Source organism: Bradyrhizobium sp. MI1.10 (genome assembly GCF_055811035.1).
In genome coordinates this window covers 1-17,300 of record NZ_JBVVPN010000036.1, presented here as the reverse complement: position 1 = coordinate 17,300, position 17,300 = coordinate 1, and the positions used below count along the sequence as shown (strand labels likewise).

20 protein-coding genes and 1 pseudogene are annotated in these 17,300 nt (G+C 64.4%); 10 read left to right on the top strand and 11 right to left on the bottom strand.

Translation table 11 applies throughout. From position 1 onward, the window contains the following. Positions 1–13: 13 nt before the first annotated feature. Positions 14–922 carry a DUF1259 domain-containing protein gene (locus AC0L3K_RS30060; RefSeq protein WP_007593472.1) on the bottom strand — a complete coding sequence of 303 codons (909 nt, stop codon included), beginning with the start codon at positions 920–922 and terminating at the stop codon, positions 14–16. A gap of 17 nt (positions 923–939) precedes the next feature. Continuing rightward, a complete protein-coding gene (locus AC0L3K_RS30055; protein WP_007593473.1) occupies positions 940–1,173 on the bottom strand; it encodes a hypothetical protein in 234 nt (77 codons plus the stop codon). A gap of 479 nt (positions 1,174–1,652) precedes the next feature. Between AC0L3K_RS30055 and AC0L3K_RS30050 the strand changes: the two genes are divergently transcribed. Genes AC0L3K_RS30050 through AC0L3K_RS30040 form a run of 3 tightly spaced genes read left to right on the top strand, consistent with a single transcriptional unit; the run spans position 1,653 to position 4,084 of the window. Then, entirely contained in the window at positions 1,653–2,687 is a 1,035-nt protein-coding gene (locus AC0L3K_RS30050; protein WP_473367385.1) for a Cj0069 family protein, read from the top strand. Positions 2,688–2,690: 3 nt separating this feature from the next. Next, a complete protein-coding gene (locus tag AC0L3K_RS30045; RefSeq protein ID WP_354127460.1) occupies positions 2,691–3,287 on the top strand; it encodes an ABC transporter ATP-binding protein in 597 nt (198 codons plus the stop codon). Continuing rightward, positions 3,284–4,084, top strand: coding sequence for an ABC transporter permease (locus AC0L3K_RS30040; protein WP_473367384.1), 801 nt, complete (start codon positions 3,284–3,286; stop codon positions 4,082–4,084). The genes AC0L3K_RS30045 and AC0L3K_RS30040 overlap by 4 nt, the downstream gene beginning before the upstream one ends. Before the next feature lie 12 nt (positions 4,085–4,096). Here AC0L3K_RS30040 and AC0L3K_RS30035 read toward each other — a convergent pair whose 3' ends face one another. The 3 genes from AC0L3K_RS30035 to AC0L3K_RS30025 all read right to left on the bottom strand — a co-directional run bounded on the left by AC0L3K_RS30035 (position 4,097) and on the right by AC0L3K_RS30025 (position 7,124). Next, positions 4,097–5,278 (bottom strand): MFS transporter, encoded by a 1,182-nt coding sequence (locus AC0L3K_RS30035; RefSeq protein ID WP_473367406.1) that lies wholly within the window; start codon positions 5,276–5,278, stop codon positions 4,097–4,099. Positions 5,279–5,390: 112 nt separating this feature from the next. After that, positions 5,391–6,755: an NAD(P)-binding domain-containing protein gene (locus AC0L3K_RS30030; protein WP_473367383.1), complete on the bottom strand. Its 1,365-nt coding sequence runs from the start codon at positions 6,753–6,755 to the stop codon at positions 5,391–5,393. 51 nt (positions 6,756–6,806) lie between these two features. Continuing rightward, positions 6,807–7,124 (bottom strand): ArsR/SmtB family transcription factor, encoded by a 318-nt coding sequence (locus AC0L3K_RS30025; RefSeq protein WP_007593490.1) that lies wholly within the window; start codon positions 7,122–7,124, stop codon positions 6,807–6,809. 129 nt (positions 7,125–7,253) lie between these two features. Here AC0L3K_RS30025 and AC0L3K_RS30020 point away from each other — a divergent pair, with 129 nt between their 5' ends. From AC0L3K_RS30020 to arsC, 3 genes are read left to right on the top strand one after another with little or no spacing between them, the layout of a single operon-like run. Then, positions 7,254–7,616 (top strand): ArsR/SmtB family transcription factor, encoded by a 363-nt coding sequence (locus AC0L3K_RS30020; RefSeq protein WP_473367382.1) that lies wholly within the window; start codon positions 7,254–7,256, stop codon positions 7,614–7,616. Next, on the top strand, positions 7,609–8,313 hold the full coding sequence (locus AC0L3K_RS30015) for an MIP/aquaporin family protein (RefSeq protein WP_354127456.1): 705 nt from the start codon (positions 7,609–7,611) through the stop codon (positions 8,311–8,313). Before AC0L3K_RS30020 ends, AC0L3K_RS30015 begins: the two co-directional genes overlap by 8 nt. Then, positions 8,310–8,711 (top strand): arsenate reductase (glutaredoxin), encoded by a 402-nt coding sequence (gene arsC, locus AC0L3K_RS30010; protein WP_007593493.1) that lies wholly within the window; start codon positions 8,310–8,312, stop codon positions 8,709–8,711. The genes AC0L3K_RS30015 and arsC overlap by 4 nt, the downstream gene beginning before the upstream one ends. Before the next feature lie 34 nt (positions 8,712–8,745). Here arsC and AC0L3K_RS30005 read toward each other — a convergent pair whose 3' ends face one another. The 4 genes from AC0L3K_RS30005 to AC0L3K_RS29990 form a co-directional block, all read right to left on the bottom strand. Continuing rightward, positions 8,746–10,152, bottom strand: coding sequence for a carbohydrate porin (locus tag AC0L3K_RS30005; RefSeq protein WP_473367381.1), 1,407 nt, complete (start codon positions 10,150–10,152; stop codon positions 8,746–8,748). A 129-nt stretch (positions 10,153–10,281) separates the two neighbouring features. Beyond that, positions 10,282–11,259: a tripartite tricarboxylate transporter substrate binding protein gene (locus tag AC0L3K_RS30000; RefSeq protein ID WP_219684860.1), complete on the bottom strand. Its 978-nt coding sequence runs from the start codon at positions 11,257–11,259 to the stop codon at positions 10,282–10,284. Between the two features lie 75 nt (positions 11,260–11,334). Further along, a complete protein-coding gene (locus AC0L3K_RS29995; RefSeq protein ID WP_219684861.1) occupies positions 11,335–12,240 on the bottom strand; it encodes a VOC family protein in 906 nt (301 codons plus the stop codon). A 16-nt stretch (positions 12,241–12,256) separates the two neighbouring features. Next, positions 12,257–13,249, bottom strand: a complete 993-nt coding sequence (locus AC0L3K_RS29990; protein ID WP_354202163.1) for a zinc-dependent alcohol dehydrogenase family protein — start codon at positions 13,247–13,249, stop codon at positions 12,257–12,259. A 111-nt stretch (positions 13,250–13,360) separates the two neighbouring features. Here AC0L3K_RS29990 and AC0L3K_RS29985 point away from each other — a divergent pair, with 111 nt between their 5' ends. The 3 genes from AC0L3K_RS29985 (at position 13,361) to AC0L3K_RS29975 (ending at position 15,633) form a co-directional block, all read left to right on the top strand. Further along, complete coding sequence (locus tag AC0L3K_RS29985; protein ID WP_473367380.1) at positions 13,361–14,062, top strand: GntR family transcriptional regulator; 702 nt, start codon at positions 13,361–13,363, stop codon at positions 14,060–14,062. 92 nt (positions 14,063–14,154) lie between these two features. Continuing rightward, complete coding sequence (locus AC0L3K_RS29980; RefSeq protein ID WP_473254643.1) at positions 14,155–15,018, top strand: fumarylacetoacetate hydrolase family protein; 864 nt, start codon at positions 14,155–14,157, stop codon at positions 15,016–15,018. 36 nt (positions 15,019–15,054) lie between these two features. Then, positions 15,055–15,633, top strand: coding sequence for an amino acid synthesis family protein (locus AC0L3K_RS29975; protein WP_473367379.1), 579 nt, complete (start codon positions 15,055–15,057; stop codon positions 15,631–15,633). Positions 15,634–15,744: 111 nt separating this feature from the next. Here AC0L3K_RS29975 and AC0L3K_RS29970 read toward each other — a convergent pair whose 3' ends face one another. Then, positions 15,745–16,506 (bottom strand): hypothetical protein, encoded by a 762-nt coding sequence (locus AC0L3K_RS29970; protein ID WP_354127452.1) that lies wholly within the window; start codon positions 16,504–16,506, stop codon positions 15,745–15,747. A 15-nt stretch (positions 16,507–16,521) separates the two neighbouring features. Beyond that, positions 16,522–16,710: a hypothetical protein gene (locus AC0L3K_RS29965; RefSeq protein ID WP_007593508.1), complete on the bottom strand. Its 189-nt coding sequence runs from the start codon at positions 16,708–16,710 to the stop codon at positions 16,522–16,524. A 253-nt stretch (positions 16,711–16,963) separates the two neighbouring features. On the opposite strand from AC0L3K_RS29965, the pseudogene AC0L3K_RS29960 reads away from it, so the two are divergent. After that, positions 16,964–17,300: pseudogene (locus AC0L3K_RS29960) on the top strand (DUF2336 domain-containing protein); the annotation flags it as partial.

The following is a 17,300-nucleotide window of genomic DNA, read 5'->3' as shown; positions in this document are numbered from 1 at the left end:
GCGTGTCCATGCATCAGCCCTTCGTGCTCGCCGTCTTGTCGAGCGCCGCACGGAGGCCCTCTGCGAGCTTGAGGGCATCGTCGTTGGCCCAGAAGTGCATGAAGAAGAGCCGCGGCTGTTCGTCCAGCATGTGGCTGTGCAGCGCGGTTACCTCGATTCCGTGCGTTCGAAGCGCCAGGATGACCGGGTTCACCTCGTCGCTGGTCAGCACGAAGTCGCCGGTGATGGCCGCCCTGCCCGTGCCCGTCGGTTGGAAATTGATGGCGATCGCGACGCCCATCGCGGCGACGGGGGTCAGCAACATGCCGTCTTCCGTGACGGGGTCGCGCCGCTTCACGTTGAACTGGTAGACGCCGCCATTCGCTTTCCCGTTCACTCCGATGATCTGGTCAAGTTTCGCCGTGTCGAGGTCGATGGCGGGCGGCGGGTTCGCCGGCGCCGTGACCGTCAGCGGGGTTTTGCTTTCGGCCAGGGCATCATGGAGCGCCGAGGCCAGTTTGACGGGATCGCCGTGTCCGGCGACGTGCATGTAGAACGTGGCCGGGCTCGCGCGCAGCAGATGATTGTGCACGGCTGTGATCTCGAGCCCGCTCGCAATCATTTTCGCCATCACGGGATTGATCTCGGTCTCGAGCAGCACGAGGTCGCCCATGATCATTGCGCCGCCATGCGCAGGCTTGAACGCGATCCAGCCGCCAAGAGCCAGCGCCGGCTTGATCGCAACCCCGTCCAACGTCACGGAGAGATCGCTGCGGGGAAAGCCGTAACGGCGGACGTCGTCCGAGACGGCGGGCTTGCGGCCCAGGGTCTCGTCCACCTTCTGCCAGTCGGCATCTTGGGCATATGCCGGGACGAATGGACCGAAGCGAAATGCAAGAAGACAGATGCCAATGCCGACCACGGCCCAGATGATTCTTTTCATCGTGCTGCTCCCTAGGCTTAGTTTCGCTCTTTGACCTGACCGCTGCTGTCGACGACCAGCGTCACCGCCTTGCCGTTCTTCACCGCCTTTGCGGTGATACCCTCGGCCGTCGACTTGATGTCGCTGACTTGCGCGTAGCCGGCCGCCTGGATCCTGGCGACGAGTTCCTCCTGCGTCAGAGCGTGCACGCTCGACAGCCCGCCCGCGACCGCAAGCAGCAGAACCGTGCGGAAGATTGTTCGTGTTCGCATGACCATTCTCCTGGTTTGTCCTGCCCCAGGTGAAGTCCGTTTCGCGATCTTGCCCTACGCGATACCCACACGGCGCAAGAGGCGGCGGGCATCGATGCGCACAGCGATGCGACCGGCGCGGACGCCGTGCCGAAAAGTCGAGCCGGTCTGACGGATGAAATCGGGGGTATATGATGACATGCTGCGCCCTTGGTGATCAGGACGCGATGCTTGGGCATGTCGCCTCACGGGGAGATCGCATATCCCCGAGCCCCAAGTAAAAGCCCCCGGGCGGGAGCTGTCAACCGGCGGGAGCTTCGGGCTGCCCACCAAAGCCACCGGCGAACGTCACGAAGAATTCACTGCTCCGCGGAACCGCGCCAGCCACATCTTGAAACTCGCGGACGGCCCCGCTAGTGTCCTTTGCGTGGGGACAAAGCAGACTCCCCGTGAGGCCTCGGTCCAAGCTCTGCGCAGCACGCCATTCGTGGAGCTTGCGCATGGACACCGAACGACACCCTTCTCACCAACACACCGTCGCCATCCTCTCACGCGGAGACGCTGCCGCGCGCCGCGACGCGACGGCACAAAACAGCCGCTTCGCGCAGCTTTTCGAAGCCCTCGCCGCCGTCGGTATCGCGGCGCGCCCGGCGATCTATGATGAAAGTTTCGCCGAGGACGTCCGTGAACAATTGCTCGGGGTGGACGGCGTGCTCGTCTGGGTCAACCCCATTCAAGACGGTCGGGATCGCGCTGGTCTCGACGCATTGCTGCGCGACGTCGCCGCACGCGGCGTGTGGGTCAGCGCTCATCCCGATGTCATCCTCAAGATGGGCACCAAGGAGGTTCTGTATCGTACCCGCTCGATGGGCTGGGGAAGCGACACCACTCTATATCAAACCGCTGCGGCGATGCGCGCCGAGTTACCGACGCGGCTCGCCGCCGGTCCGCGCGTGATCAAGCGCAACCGGGGCAATGGCGGCCAAGGCGTCTGGAAGGTCGAGAAGCTGCCGGCTTCTCCAATGATAAAGGTGCTGGACGCAACCAGGGATGGCTCCGAGGAACTGACGCTGGATGATTTTGTCCGCCGTTGCGCGGAGTATTTCGAAAATGGCAGCGTGGTCGATCAGCCATTCCAGCCTCGCTTGAGCGAAGGCGTGTTGCGTTGCTACATGGCGGGCGATCGCTGTGCCGGCTTCGGCTATCACAAGGTCAAGGCCCTGGTGGACTCGCCGGCCGCCCGTTCCGAGGCCGGACCACGGCTCTATTCGTCCAACGCAGACCCGCGCTTCCAGCGGCTGCGTCGGTTGATGGAGGACGAGTGGACGCCGCAGCTGACGTCGTTGCTGGATATTGCGCAACTTGACCTGCCTGTGATTTGGGACGCCGACTTCATGCTTGGCCCGGTCCGTCCCGACGGGACCGACAGCTATGTCCTGGGCGAGATCAATGTCAGCTCGGTGCATCCTTATCCGGACGAGGCACCGGCGGAAATTGCAGTGCGGGTTGCCGATCGGCTCCGGCGCAAGCTTTGACACATGCTCACGGTCCGCGCGCTCAAGCGCTTGCACATCTCCGTTTCATTCGACTTGCAGGACGGCGAATGCGTCGCCCTGCAAGGGCCCTCTGGCGTAGGGAAGACCCAACTCCTTCGCTCGATCGCGGATCTCGATCCCAACGAAGGAATGGTCAAACTGGACGGAACGCTCAGGGAGGCGATGCCTGCCCCGGCCTGGCGCAAGCGAGTGACCTATCTCGCCGCCGAACCGGGCTGGTGGTCCGACATCGTGCAAGACCACTTCAGCGGCTGGGATGATGCCTTACCGTTGGTCACGAGACTGGGGTTGCCGCGCAGTTGCGGTCCCTGGCCGATCCAAAGACTTTCGACCGGCGAGCGACAACGGCTGGGGCTGGTGCGAGCGCTGATGCTGAGGTCGCGGGTTCTTCTCCTGGACGAGCCGACATCGGCCCTCGATTCGGCATCGACGGCGGCCGTTGAATCCTTGATCGCGGAACGCATTTCGAATGGAACGAGTGTCGTTTGGAGCACTCACGACAACGCTCAGGCCCGCCGCGTCGGGTCGCGGGTCCTTGTGATGAATGCCGACGGTGGAATCGAGGAAAATCGGCCGTGAGTTACATTCATTTGGCATACGGCGATTTGGTTCTGCCCGCGCTCCTTGTCGTCATGGATGGCGCGCTCTCGCTTGCTCTCCGCCTCAAGCTTGAAAAGCAGCTGGCCATCGCCACCGTGCGGATGGCGCTTCAGCTGATACTCGTCGGATACGTATTGACGTTCCTGTTTGCCGTGGTCTCGCCGCTCTGGACCGCCCTCGCCGCCTTCATCATGGTTCTCTTCGCATCACGGGAAATCGTCGCTCGGCAAAAGCGACGCCTGCCGGGTATCTGGAGCTATGGCTTAGGGGCGGGATGCATGTTGCTCGCGGCCGGGACCGTCACGATGTTCGCGCTTCTGACGGAGCTACGCCCGGATCCGTGGTATCATCCGCGCTATGCGCTGCCATTGTTGGGCATGATCCTGGGCAACACCATGACGGGAATAAGCCTGGGCCTGGACGTGCTGACGAATAGCCTGGTGCGCGAACGAGCCGCCGTCGAAGCTTGCCTTGCTCTTGGCGGTACCCGCTATCAGGCGTTGCTGCCGGTCCTGCGGGACGCATTGAGAAGCGGCTTCACGCCAATCATGAACAGCATGGCCGCGATCGGCCTTGTCTCTTTGCCGGGGATGATGACCGGTCAAATCCTTGCAGGCGTCGAACCGATCGACGCCGTCAAGTATCAGCTCTTGATTATGTTCTTGATCGCCGGCGGAACGGGATTGGGAACTCTCGCCGCCGTGACGGGAGGCGCTCGCCTTCTCACCGATCATCGACATCGATTGCGCCTCGATCGAATTCTCACTGCCGAGTAGAATTGCGCGACCTCACGCCGATTGCGCCCGAACAGACTGGCCCTTCCGCGCCCACAGCAGCGCGAATGGACCCAACGCGATACCAGCCGCAAGGACAACGAACGCCAGCAGCCAGCCGGTGGCGCTCTGCGGGCCGCCGGCTGCGTCGAGCGCGGCGCCGGTGCCCCAGGCGCCGACGGCCGACAGGCCGAAGCCGACCGTCGAATGCAGGGCCAGGGTCGCGCCGCGATGTTCGGTTACGGCCGCGGCCGACATGCCGGCGGTCAACGCGCCGGAATCCGCCGGCACGGTCAGGCCATAGACGAGCAGCAGCAGTGCGAGCACCCAAGCCGGCGCCGTCGTGTTGAGGCCGATAACCAGCGCCACGCAGGCCGACGCGATCATCACGACCGTGATCGCGCGATGGCGGCCGAACTTCAGCGCGGCCTCGTTGCCGAGGATGCTGGCCGGCATCGAGATCACCGCAAAGCAGAAGCTCAGCACGACGGGGCTCAACCACGACGGCGCACCTTGATGCGCGACGACGAAGGTCCAGAACCCGACCAGCCAGGTGCGGATACCGTAGAGCTCGAAGCAATGGGCGCCGTAGCCGAAGATGTATCCGAGCGCCTCGCGGTTGGCGAAGACGGGCGCGAAGTTCAACAGACGTCCCGCCTTCGGCGCGGGCCGCTGCGCCTGCATCAGAAGGCACGCGACGATCATTGCGATCGGACCGAAGCCGGTGACAAGGAAAGCGGTCCGCCATCCCCAGCGGTCGGCGATCACTTGCGCGACCAGGAACGAGAGGCCGACGCCGACCGAGAAGCTCGACGTGTATAGCGTGACGGCGCGCGAGGTGTCGCCGGCGGGAAGCCGGTCGGTCAGCGCCTTCAGGCCCGGCATGTAGGCGCCGGCAAATCCAAGCCCTGCCAGGGACCAGATCGCGGTCGCGGACCAAAACCCTTGCGCGAAGAGTCCGAACGCGATGGTCGCCAGCCCGCTGACGATCGAGCCCCAGAGCAGGACGAGCCGTGCGTCGATCCGGTCGGTCAAGGTCGTCAGCACGGGCACGGCGAGCATGTAGCCGAACGCGTAACCGCTCGCCATCAAGCCGCCTTCGGCCGCCGACAGGCCCCACGCCGGCATCAGATGCTGCGCCAAGTTCGCGGAGAGCGTCACATGCGGCAGCAGATTGCCGACCTGGCCGATGCACATCACCGCGATCAGGGACCGGCCGCTCAGCTTACGAATGCTGTCCTCCCCCCAGCTCGACACGGCGCACCAACCACAATGGGCAACTCTCCGGCTTCTCCTGCAAGAACTAATGTCATGAACAACCGCACCCCGCGCCACCCGCCTTCTTCGCCGTTTCATCGGCGGCGCAGCAGGCCGATGGCTCTTCCTTCGCCGGCCCGCCGCAGCATCCCGCTGCGGCGCCCGACTCCACGCCGCCACGCGTGCAGACGCCGGTCTCCGGCAGCACGAGCTCCAACCTCGCGGCGGCTTTCTTGTCGCCGGCGAGATCGGCCGCAATCGACCGCACCTGCTCATATCCTGTCATCATGAGAAAGGTCGGCGCGCGGCCATACGACTTCACGCCCGCCATGTAGAAGCCCGGCTCATCGTGCGCGAGCTCGCGCGCGCCGTGCGGGCGCACCGTGCCGCAGCTGTGCTCGTTGGGATCGATGAGCGGCGCGAGCGCGACCGGCGCCTCGATGGCGGGATCGAGCCGCAGGCGCAATTCGGACAGGAATGAAAAGTCGGGACGAAAGCCCGTCGAGACGATCAGGTCGTCAACGATCACACTTCGCGCACCACAACCCGAGCCGGCCGCGATCTCGAGGCGGCCTTCGGAGTCCGACAGTTGCGTGACGCTGAATCCGGTTTCGACCCTGATCTTCCCGGCGGCCACGAGCGCGGCGAAGGTGGAGCCGAGCTCTCCGCGTGCAGCGAGCTTGTCATTCCGGCCGCCGCCAAAAGACTTGGCGGGATCGGCGCCCCGCAACAGCCAGATCGCTTGCGTCCCCGGCACTTCCTCGGCGAGATGCACGAGATCGATCAGCGTGCCCACCGCGGAATGGCCGGCGCCGAGCACCGCAACAGTCTTCCCGGCATATCTGGCGCGGCCGGCACCACGGACATCGGGCATGCCATAGGCGATGTGGCCGGCGCATTCGCGCTCGCCGATCGCGGGCAGACCATTAGCTCCGGCGGGATTGGGCGAGAACCATGTGCCTGATGTATCGATCACGGCATCCGCGCGCAGCACTTCAGGACCTTTGCCGTTCTGGTAGCGGATTTCGAAAGGCGCCTGCTCACGCCCCTTCGTCTTCGCCTTATCGAAGCCGACGCGGCTGATGGCCGAGACGCGGCTGGACGTCCGGATCACCTCGCGCAGTGGCGTTCGCGTCGCAAGCGGCGTCAGATATCGATCGAGCAGTTCGCCACCCGTCGGATAGGAGCCCGGGTCCGGCGAATTCCATCCCGTCGGCGCCAGCAGGCGCGCCGCGGCCTTGTCGATGTTATATTCCCACGGTGAGAAGAGCTGGACCTGCTGCCACTGGCGCACCGCGTGCCCCGCTTCGGATCCTGCCTCCAGCACGAGGGGTGACATGCCACGCTCCAGGACGTGCGCAGCTGCTGCGAGGCCGACAGGCCCTGCCCCGACGATGGCGATCCTCTTAGCGTTCATTCGGCTTCTCCCATATTTCTAGAATCATCGAACAATATCAGCCAAAAAGGATCACGCCGCGGTTTGCGTCGTCTTGCATCCGACTTCGTCTGCGCAGCACTCCGCCGCCAGGAAATCGACCAGACCCCGCATCGCGTCGAAGTTTGCGTGGCAGATCAGCGTGGTCGATTCCCGGACCTGACTGACGAGCCCGACCGAGACCAGGGTCTTGATGTGATGCGACAGCGTCGATGCCGGGATCTTCAGCTTGTCCTGCAACCGACCGACGGGCATGCCGGAGTGTCCGGCCCGGACCAGGGCACGATAAATCTGGAGTCGCGTCCGGTTGCCCAGGGCTTCAAGGCGTGCTGCTGCGTCATCGATCTTCATGCGTGCCACGATGTGCCGGCGGATGCCAAACTGTCAAACTATATTTCTGGAATGTTCGAAATACGGGCTGGGTCGCCCAGGGGGAATTCCGGATTGACGCGCTTCAATTACTTCCATAAATCTGGATATATGGAAACGGAAGAAGCTGGCCTCGCGCTCGCCGCCCTGGCCCAGTCGACCCGTCTGGAGGCCTTCCGCGCACTGGTCAGGCACGAGCCTGATGGTCTCGCTGCGGGCGATCTCGCACGGCTGTTGGAGGTCCCTCAGAACACGCTCTCGGCGCATTTGTCGATCCTGACGCGCGCGCGCCTCGTCACCTCGGAGCGGCACAGCCGTTCGATCGTCTACCGCGCCAACCTCACCGAATTCCGGGACGTCGCGGTCTTCCTGCTGCGGGATTGCTGCGGCGGGCGGCCGGAAGTTTGCGAGCCGGTCGTCGAAACCCTGCAAGCCTGCTGCAAGCCAAGACGCAAGGAGCGAAGCCGTGCCTGATCAATTCGATCTTCCGCGCCGCCTCGCGGCCGAGGCGCTCGGTACGGGCATTCTCGTCGCCACGGTGGTCGGCTCCGGCATTATGGCGGAATCCTTGACCAAGGATGTCGCGCTTGCGCTTCTCTGCAACGCGCTGCCGACGGGAGCCATTCTGGTTGTCCTGATCACGGTGTTGGGCCCGATCTCCGGCGCGCACTTCAATCCGGCGGTCACGCTGGTCTTCACCGGCAGGCGCGAGCTGCCGGTTAACGAGGCTGGACTTTATGTGGCGGCGCAGATCGCCGGCGGCATTGCGGGAACTATGGCGGCGCATCTGATGTTCGGACTGCCGCTGATCGATCTCTCGACGAAAATGCGAACCGGAGGACCGCAATGGTTCGCCGAAGCCGTCGCTGCTTTCGGTCTGGTCGTCACAATCCTGGCCGGCATCCGGTTTCAGCGGACTGCCGTCCCCTGGCTGGTCGGCCTGTACATCACGGCGGCCTATTGGTTCACGGCTTCGACCTCATTCGCCAATCCGGCAGTGGCCATCGCAAGGTCGCTGACAAACACGTTCTCGGGCATACGTCCCACCGACCTGCCCGGATTCATTCTCGCGGAGCTGTGCGGAGCCTTTGCCGGCATGCTGTTGATGAATTGGTTGCTCGGACGGCCCCAGGCGCAAGGCCCCATCCCAATCGCGGAGACTACCTCATGAGCGTCACGATCTATCACAACCCCGCCTGCGGCACCTCGCGCAACACGTTGGCGATGATCCGGCAGAGCGGCGTCGAACCCGTCGTGATCGAATATCTGAAGACGCCACCATCCCGCCAAACGCTTGTCGAGCTCATCAAGGCCCTGGGCATCTCCGCTCGCGCGCTGCTGCGCGAGAAAGGCACGCCCTACAAGGAGCTCGGCCTCGACGACCCCAAATGGTCCGACGACGAGCTGATCGACCAGATGCTCGCGCATCCCATCCTGATCAACCGTCCGATCGTGGTGACGCCCAAGGGCACACGCCTGTGTCGTCCCTCGGAAGCCGTCATCGATCTCCTGGACAACCCCGTCGGCCGGTTCGTGAAGGAGGATGGCGAGGTGGTCGAAGCGCGATGATTGCCGACATGGCCTCGCTCGCGTTTGCCTCGACTTAAAATTTCAGGGTCGTGCGCAATCCGAAAACCGAGGCATTTCGCAATGCCCTTCCCGGCAGCGGACTCGCCGGAGCCGTCGCGCCGCCACCGGGATGGACGATGTATTGAAAGTTCGGCTGAACGGTCCAGCCATCCTTGATCTGGTATTGATAGACGGCCGTGAGCAGCCCCTCGAAGCTTCGCACCGGCCAGCGCGGGTCGACCAACCTGGCATAATCGGCGTCGAGCGTCTGGGCCCGCTTTGAGACATGCGCATATCCGGCGGCAATGCCGAACTTGTCGTCGGGGCGCGCATTGCTAAGCCCGATCAGCTCGACGCCGCCATCTGCATAGACATCGACCAGATTACGGTCAGCCGGCGCGCCCGACACGCGTGCGAAAATGCCGATGCCCCGATCGTCGCTGTTCGGCACCCGATAAATCTGCTGCTCGAAGACCGCCCAGGCTCCAATATCGCCCGACAAGAGCCGTGGTTCCCCGCTGCTCGTTGGCGCGGCCAGCGAGACGCCGTTGGATGCGAAGCGCTGATCCCCGAACGATCCGAAATGACGCCAGCCACCGACCTTGAACTGGCCGGTCAAGTTCGGGTCACCCTTCCTGTTGTTCCAGGCATATTGAACCTGGCCGAGCAGAAGCGGCGGATCGTTGACCCGGAAATTGACGCCATACCGGTTACGCTCCTGCGGATCGCCGGGACCGGGACCGGCCTGGTCGCCGTCGAAAATCGCGCCAAGGATGGACAACTGCTCTGTCACGTTCCACAGGAGGCGCGCGCCCATGGCCGCCAAAGGCGGCGACGGCCCGCCGCTTGGCAAAGCAAGCGACGTGATCGCCGGCCAGCCCATCGAGGCGTTGGTGAAAACATCCGTGTACTTGGTATTGAAGAACTCGCTGTCGGCCGCCAGCTGTCCGAGCTTGAGCGATAGTTTCTTGTCGCCCCATTGCTTCTCGAAATAGGCCTCGTAGAGTCGCGTCGAGGGCAACGCTTCGATCCCGCTGACGACGAAGAAATTCTGCAGATTCGAGCGCGAGAGGCCGTCGCCGTGGATCTGAAACATGTTGGCGTGAAAGGTCAGCTTGTCGATGCCGACGAGCTTTTCGAAATCCAGATCGACGGCGAGACTGAGCCTGCCTTCGTAGACCGCACCTTTCTTCAGACCGCCGGTCGGATTTCCGAGCACCTCGCCGATATAGGTGGCCGCAAACTTCACCCCGTACTTTTGCCAGGGATTCGGCAGCAGCCCGAGCGTTTTCTCCTCGACCGTGCTCTCGCCGGTGTCGGGATCGGCAGGCTTGTCGTCGTCGGTTTTCTTGTCTTCCTGAGCCACGGACTGTGCAGCCGCAACCAGGCAAGCCGCAACGATCAACGCCCGCATCGAATGCCTGATTGCTCTGGCGGCCACGCTCACCTCCCGAGCGATCAATGACGCACGCCGCAGCCCGACATTCAAGCCGGTCGTCGACCAATGTGAGCCGGCGCGGCAATCCTGTTCCCGCGCGCGGCAGTATGTTCACTTCTATACTTTCGATCGTCAGATCTTCGGGATCTTCGCCCGCTCCACCACGCCGGTCCATTTGCTGATCTCGGTCTCGATCAGCGTCTTCATCTCCTGCGGCGAGCTGCCGCGAACCTCGCCGCCGACGGCGGTCTCCAGACGTTGCTTGAGGTCGGGATCCCTAAGAGCGTCCAACGTCGCCGCATTGAGTGCGGCCATGATGGCAGTCGGCGTTCCCTTCGGCGCCAGCAGGCCGGCCCAGGTGCGCACGTCATATCCCTTGATCCCGGCTTCCTGAACCGTCGGCACGTCGGGCAGCAATGCGGTGCGCGTCGGCGAGGTCACCGCCAGGCCGCGGATCGCACCGCCCTGGATCTGCGCGGCGAGCAGGACCGGGGTGCCGACGATCACCGGAACCTCTCCGCCGAGCAGCGCGGTGACCGCTTGAGAATCGCCGCGATAGGGCACGTGCACGATCTCGACGCCGGCGGCTGCGTTCAACAGCTCTCCTGCCAGATGATGCGTGCTGCCGAAACCGACCGATCCGAAGGAGAGCGCGCCCGGCTTCTGCTTTGCCATGGCGACGAGCTCGCCCAGCGATTTTGCCGGATAATCGCTACGCACGGCAATGACGAGCGCGTAATAGACCAGCGTCGAGATCATCTCGAAGCTCTCGGCCGGCTGGTAGGCGAGGCTCTTGTAGGTCGCCGCGGAAATCGCGTGGGCGCCGGTGACGAGCCCGAGCGTGTAGCCGTCGGGCGCCGCTTTCGCGATGGCATCCGCGGCGATGTTGCCGCCGGCACCGGGCTTGGCCTCGACGATGATCGGTTGTCCGAGCTTCTTCGAGAGCCCGTCGGCGATGATGCGCGACAGCGTGTCGGCCGCGCCGCCGGCGGCAAATCCATGCAGCAGCCGGATCGGGCGCGACGGATAATTGTCCGCCGACGCCGAAGTGATTGCTAAAAAACCGCCAAACAGAAAAATCGCCGCAGCAAGCCGCTTCATCCTTCGCATGGATGCGTCCTCCCTTTTGATTGTTCTATCGTTGGCCGCAGCGAGGCGGCGTTCTTCAAGTCGAGTTTGAATCTGCTAGCGGGCGAACTCCGTGCATTCAGGCGATGGCGGCATGCCCCAAACGTCGCGCGGCAGACCGACCCAGACTTTTGGCCGCTGCGGTCGATCGCGATGCCAGGGACGCGGCTCGAAATAGCCGAGCGCCTCGTCGGTCATGCGGTCGAGGTCGAAGAACAGCTCGACCAGATGCCCGTCGGGATTGCGGTGATAGATCGCCGTGTTGTGGCCGGGGCCGTGACGTACCGGTCCCCAGAGCACCGGGAGCTTATGTCGGGCGAGATGGTCGCACGCCTGCTGCATGTGGGTCGGCCCCCGCAGCTCGAACGCGACATGATGCAGGCCGCGGCCGGGCGCGCGCGCGAAGTTCAGCGTGTGATGTTCATAGCCGCTGCGCATGAAGACGAAGCGGTCCTCGATCCAGTCGGAGACCCGCAGGCCCATCATGTTCGCGTAGAACTCCGAGGCGGCGCGCGGATCGGGCGTGCGAAGGGCGACATGGCCGAGCTTGGTGACGGCAAGCGCACCGATCCGCTCCTGCGCGGGCGTCGGCGTCCAGCCCTGGATCAACTCGAAGCGCGTGCCTTCGGGATCGCTGAACGATAGCCGCCTCGAAACGCCAGGCAGTGGATCGCTCTGAAGTTCGGGCCGCAGATCGGCCTGCTTCAGCGCGGCGCCGAGCGCCTCGATCTGGACATCAGGCGATATCTCGAAGGCGATGCTCGTCAGCGCCGCGTCGCCGGGTTCGATCACCAGCGAAAGCTGCTCGGAATCGTTGGCGAGGAAGATGCGGCTGCCGTCGCGGCCGACGAGGCCAAGACCGATCACGGCGCGGTAATAGTCGAGCAGCCGCTCGGGATCGGGCGAGGCAAAGCTCGCGTGCCGGAGCCGGGTGAAGCGTGCAATGGGTGCTTGTGTCGTCATCGTGCAATCCACCCCCTCATGGCGTCATGATGATCTTGCCGAGCGCCGAGCCCTGCTCGAGCAGCGTGTGGGCCTGCCTGACCTCGTCGAGCTTCACGACCGCCGAGATCGCGGGCTTGATCGCATTGCGGCTCAGCGCATCGATCACGCTGCGCATGAGCGCGCGACGCTCGTCGCGATCGTGGTCGTAGATGTGGAAGGAGAAGCAGCGTATCGCCGGGCAGATGTCGAGATGGTCGCGCATCGCCGCCATCAGGTTTTCCTCCGGCAATCCGGCGAAGGCGTTGTACGACAGCAGCGTCCCCCATTTGCCGAGCGCGCCGAGATAGCCGGTGAACTCGGGCCCACAGACGTGATCGAGCACGAGGCCAACGCCCTCGCCATTGGTCAGCTCGCGGGTCCGCGCCACCACGTCTTCGCGGCGGTAGTAGATGACATGATCGGCGCCGTTGCCCCGCGCAAATGCGGCCTTCTCTTCGGTGGAGACCGTGCCGATGACTTTCATCTGCGCGAGCTTGGCGAGCTGCACCAGCGCGGTACCGACACCACCCGCCGCCCCGATCACCAGCACGCTCGCCGGTGCGCGCGGATGGCGGCACTCGTGCAGCAGCGCGTAGGCGACCTGGTAGTTCGACAGGCACACGGCCGCTTGCAGATCGACATTGTCGGGCAGCGCATGAATGGCGTCGGCGGGCGCGACCACATAGTCGGCGTAGCAGCCGCCGCGCTGCGACAGGTCGCGTGCGCTCAGCAGCACCTTCTGGCCGACCGCAAACCCCTCGACGCCAGACCCGAGCGCGGCAATGCGGCCGGCGACGTCGTTGCCGGGATTAGCCGGCAGCGGCGGCATCCATTTGTAGACGCCACGCCGGATCAGCACATCGGGCTGCCCCACCCCGAATGCTTCGGCGCGGATCTGCACCTGGCCGGGTCCGGGCATAGGCACCGGAAGCTCGACCAGTTCGAGTGCATCCGGCCCACCCGGCTGACGCACCAGCACCGCTCTCATGATGTCACACGCCTCCCAAGTCATATTTTCGAAAATAATACCGTTTACGAAAATTATTGCAAGATGCTCGTTGGCGCGGCATGTTGAGCCATCGATTCAATGACAGAAACCATGTCCGAAAGCGCCATTCGCCCCCGCAAGGAATTCGGCAAGACCGTTGCCGCCGACATCACCCATCGGCTGCGCGAGGAGATCATTGCCTGCGGCCTGGCGCCGGGCGAGCCGCTGCGATTCGACGTCCTGCGCGAACGATTCGGCGTCAGTTTCACGACGCTGCGCGAGGCACTGACGGCGCTTACCGCCGAAGGTCTGGTCGACGCGCAGGAGCAGCGTGGATTTCGCGTGGCCCCCGTCAGCCGCCAGGATCTGGTGGAGGTCACCGATGCGCGGGTGCTGATCGAGGTGGAATTGATCCGCCGCGCCATCGAGCGGGGCGACGACGATTGGGAAATCGCCGTCATCTCGACCCTGCACAGATTGAAGCGCATCGAGCAGCGCGATCCCGAGCATCCGTTGCGCGATCCCGAATGGAAGATCGCCCATCGCCAATTCCACCAGGCGCTGGTGTCCGCCTGCGGCTCCGCGACACTGCTCGCCATTCGCGCCGATCTGTTCGATCGCGCCGAGCGCTATCGGCATCTGTCGGCCAATTTCCGGCCGCGCCCACGTGACAAGGCCGGCGAGCACCAGGCGATCATGCAGGCCGCGATCTCGCGCAATCCGGATCTCGCGGTGCAGCTGATCGAGACGCATATCCGCACCACGGCTGACAACGTCGCGACCTACGCCGGGCACCTGCTCGACACCGAATAGGCGGCACGCTTTTTATCACCGTGGGCTTGCGTTTCACCACATTTTCGAAAATAATGAGCAAGATCGAAAATTCCAACCTTTGGGGCGAGACCATGAAGCTGCTGTCATTCTTGGACGGAAATCGGGAAAGCTGGGGCGCCGTTGTCGAAAATGGCGTCGTGGATCTCGGCCGCGCCCTGCCCCAATACCCTGTTCTCGCGGACTTCCTCGGCAGCGACGACTATGCGCGGCGCGAGGCCATCGTTGCCGGGCACAAGCCCACGATGGCGCTCAGTGACGTCAAATATCTTCCGGTGATCCCGCGTCCGGAGAAGATCGTCTGCGCCGTGCGCAATTATCTCGACCACCACAATGAAGCCGTGGCGTTCGGCATGAAGCGCGAGATCACGGAATTTCCGCCGATCTTCCTCCGGGTCTGGCGCTCCCAGGTCGCGCACAACGCGCCGGTAATCCGGCCGAAGGTCTCGGACAATTTCGACTGGGAGGGCGAGCTTGCCGTCGTCATCGGCAAGGGCGGCCGTCACATCAGCCAGGCTGACGCCTGGGATCACGTGGCGGGCTACTCGATCTACAACGACGTCAGCGTGCGTGACTGGCAGCGTCACGCCCAGCAGATCGCCTCCGGCAAGAACTTCGTCGGCACCGGCCCGTTCGGTCCCTGGCTGGTCACGCCGGACGAGATCGGCGATCCCACCAAATTGAAGCTCGAGACGCGCGTCAACGGTGCGGTGGTGCAATCCTCCGACACCTCGATGCTGATCTTCTCGATCCCGCGGCTGATCGAGTACAGCTCGACCATCTTCGACCTCGTCCCCGGCGACGTCATTGCCACCGGCACGCCGGCCGGCGTCGGCTTCACCCGCAAGCCGCCGGTCTTCCTCAAGCCCGGCGACGTGGTCGAGGTCGAGATCGAGAACATCGGCGTGCTGCGCAATCCCGTCGTCGACGAAGCCTAGAGTCAGCGCATGTCCTCCCAAGAGGTGGTTCAAGACATGTCCCATGACATCCGCAAGACCGCGCTCAGCGTCGAGACGATCTGGCACGAACGCGGTCCCCGGCTGGAGATGCCGCTGCTGGTCGGGACGGCCATTGCGGTCATCCGCAATCCCTTCGCGGGCCGCTTCGAACCCGACCTGATGCCGTTTCAGGCATCCTTGCGCGAGCTCGGGCGAGAACTCGCAACACGGCTGATCGCGCAGCTCGGCGGTGCCGCGCAGATCGAAGCCTATGGCAAGGGCATCATCATCGGCGAGGACGGCGAGCTCGAGCACGGTGCGGTCTGGCACGAGGCCGGCGGCCAGGGCATGCGCGAGGTGCTCGGTCAGCCCAAGGCGATCGTTCCGGCGGCGAAGACCATCGGCGGTCCGGGCACGCGGCTCATGGTTCCGCTCGGGCACATTCACGCCGCCTATGTCCGCAGCCATTTCGGCACCGCGGAGATGACGCTGTGGGATTCACCACGGCGCGACGAGATCGCCTTCGGGCTCGTGATGGCCACCGGCGGCCGGCCTCACACGCGCATCGGGGGCCTCGCGGCTTCCGCGATCTCCGTGCACGACGGACAGCGCTGACGGGCGCACGATGCGCTGAAGGATTTTGTCGGAAACCTGCTGAAGCAGCGCGCTAGACCGACGCAATCAAGCGCCGGCGCACTGCCGTAAAATGATCAACCCTTGAAACGATCAGCCCTTGGAGACGACCGCGCGGCCGTAGGGCGGCTGGGCCGCGACCGGCGGGTTGGCGGTCTGGGCGGCGAGCTCGCCGATGAGGCGGTCGGCATCGGCGGCCATGCCGTCGGGCGCCTGGATCACCAGCCGCTCCAGACCCCAGCGATAGGACGAGACGCGCTGCTCGAGGCACTGCTGCACCCACTGGATGATCAGCGAATTCTCCTGCATGCGCTCGATCGCGTCCTCTTTCTCCTGCGGCGAGAGGGAAGAGACACGCGCCATGCTGGCATTGCGCTTCTTGTCGAGGTCGATGACGCGGATCGCGGAGGCGAAGAACGGCTCGAAGCGGGTGATGTCGTTGCGCACGTCCTCCATCAGCTGCGTATAGCGCGAAGAATGCGAACGGTGCGGCTCGTCGATCAGCGTGCGACCGTACATGGTGCGGTCGAACACGATCTTTTGCCGCCAGGGCGAGGGCAGCGCCTTGTAGTCGCCGAACACGCTCTTCCAGGCGGGCCGCGACAATGGCGGCTCTATCAGGGGATAGGCGAGGTCGCGAAGCTGGCGCTCCTCGTCGGTGAGCTGGAATTGGGATGGCTTCAGGCCAACGCTGGAGGTGACTTCCGCGCCCAGCCAGCGATGCATGTCGTCGCTGCGCATGTCGGCGCGGGTGCGGCCGAAATCGCCGCCGCTACAGGCGGCAAGCGTCGCACCCAGCAGTGCGAGCATGATGGCCGTTACGACGGGCCGGATCTGGCGGAGGTTCTCCGGCATTGCAAAGGCCGAAGGCTAACGGCGACGACGACGGCGCCCCGGCGCTGTGCCCTGCTCCGGCCCGTGATCGCCGCTTGGCTCGTCGCTCTCGCGCTCGATGCGGATCACGGGAAGGATCAAAATCGTGCCCATGTCCGCGCGCGGAGCCACGTCCCCCGACGCGCTCACCCGGCGACCGGCCGGAAATTCGATGATGGTCCCCATATCAGCTCTCTTCAATTGCCGCGCGACCCGGCGCGCCTCTGCAACATGCATTCATTAAGATCAGTTCATGGTTAACGGGGTGTAAACGTGCCGGCGGGACCGTAACCGCACGGGCGCGACCCGCCGTCCCGTTGCGGCACGAGAACGCTTCAAAGCAAGCGTTCGGCTTCACGCCTCGTTTTCCTTAACGAGCCTTTAAAGGAGCCCGCGATAGGCTGGCGGCGAGTATCTCTTCCAGGTCGCGTATCTCTCCATGACCAAGTCGTTGTTTCCAGGATTCGACGGGCTGATGACCCTCTCCCGTCGCGAAGGCGTCGATGTTCGTCCGACGCTGCTGCGCGTGCTGACCGACCTCTATGTCCAGTCGAGCACCCACAGCGACGACGAGCAGCGCCAGTTCGTCGAGCTCGCCACACGACTGATCGACCAGGTCGACGACGCGACGCGCGCGGCGGTCAAGGCCCGGCTTGCGATCTATCCGTCGACGCCCGCCCCGATCATGCAGAAGCTCGGACTGTCAGCCGCGCAGGAGGGACGCAGGGTTCCGCTCGCGCGCGAAATCCCGGCGCCCGCCCCTGCCCCCCCTCCTG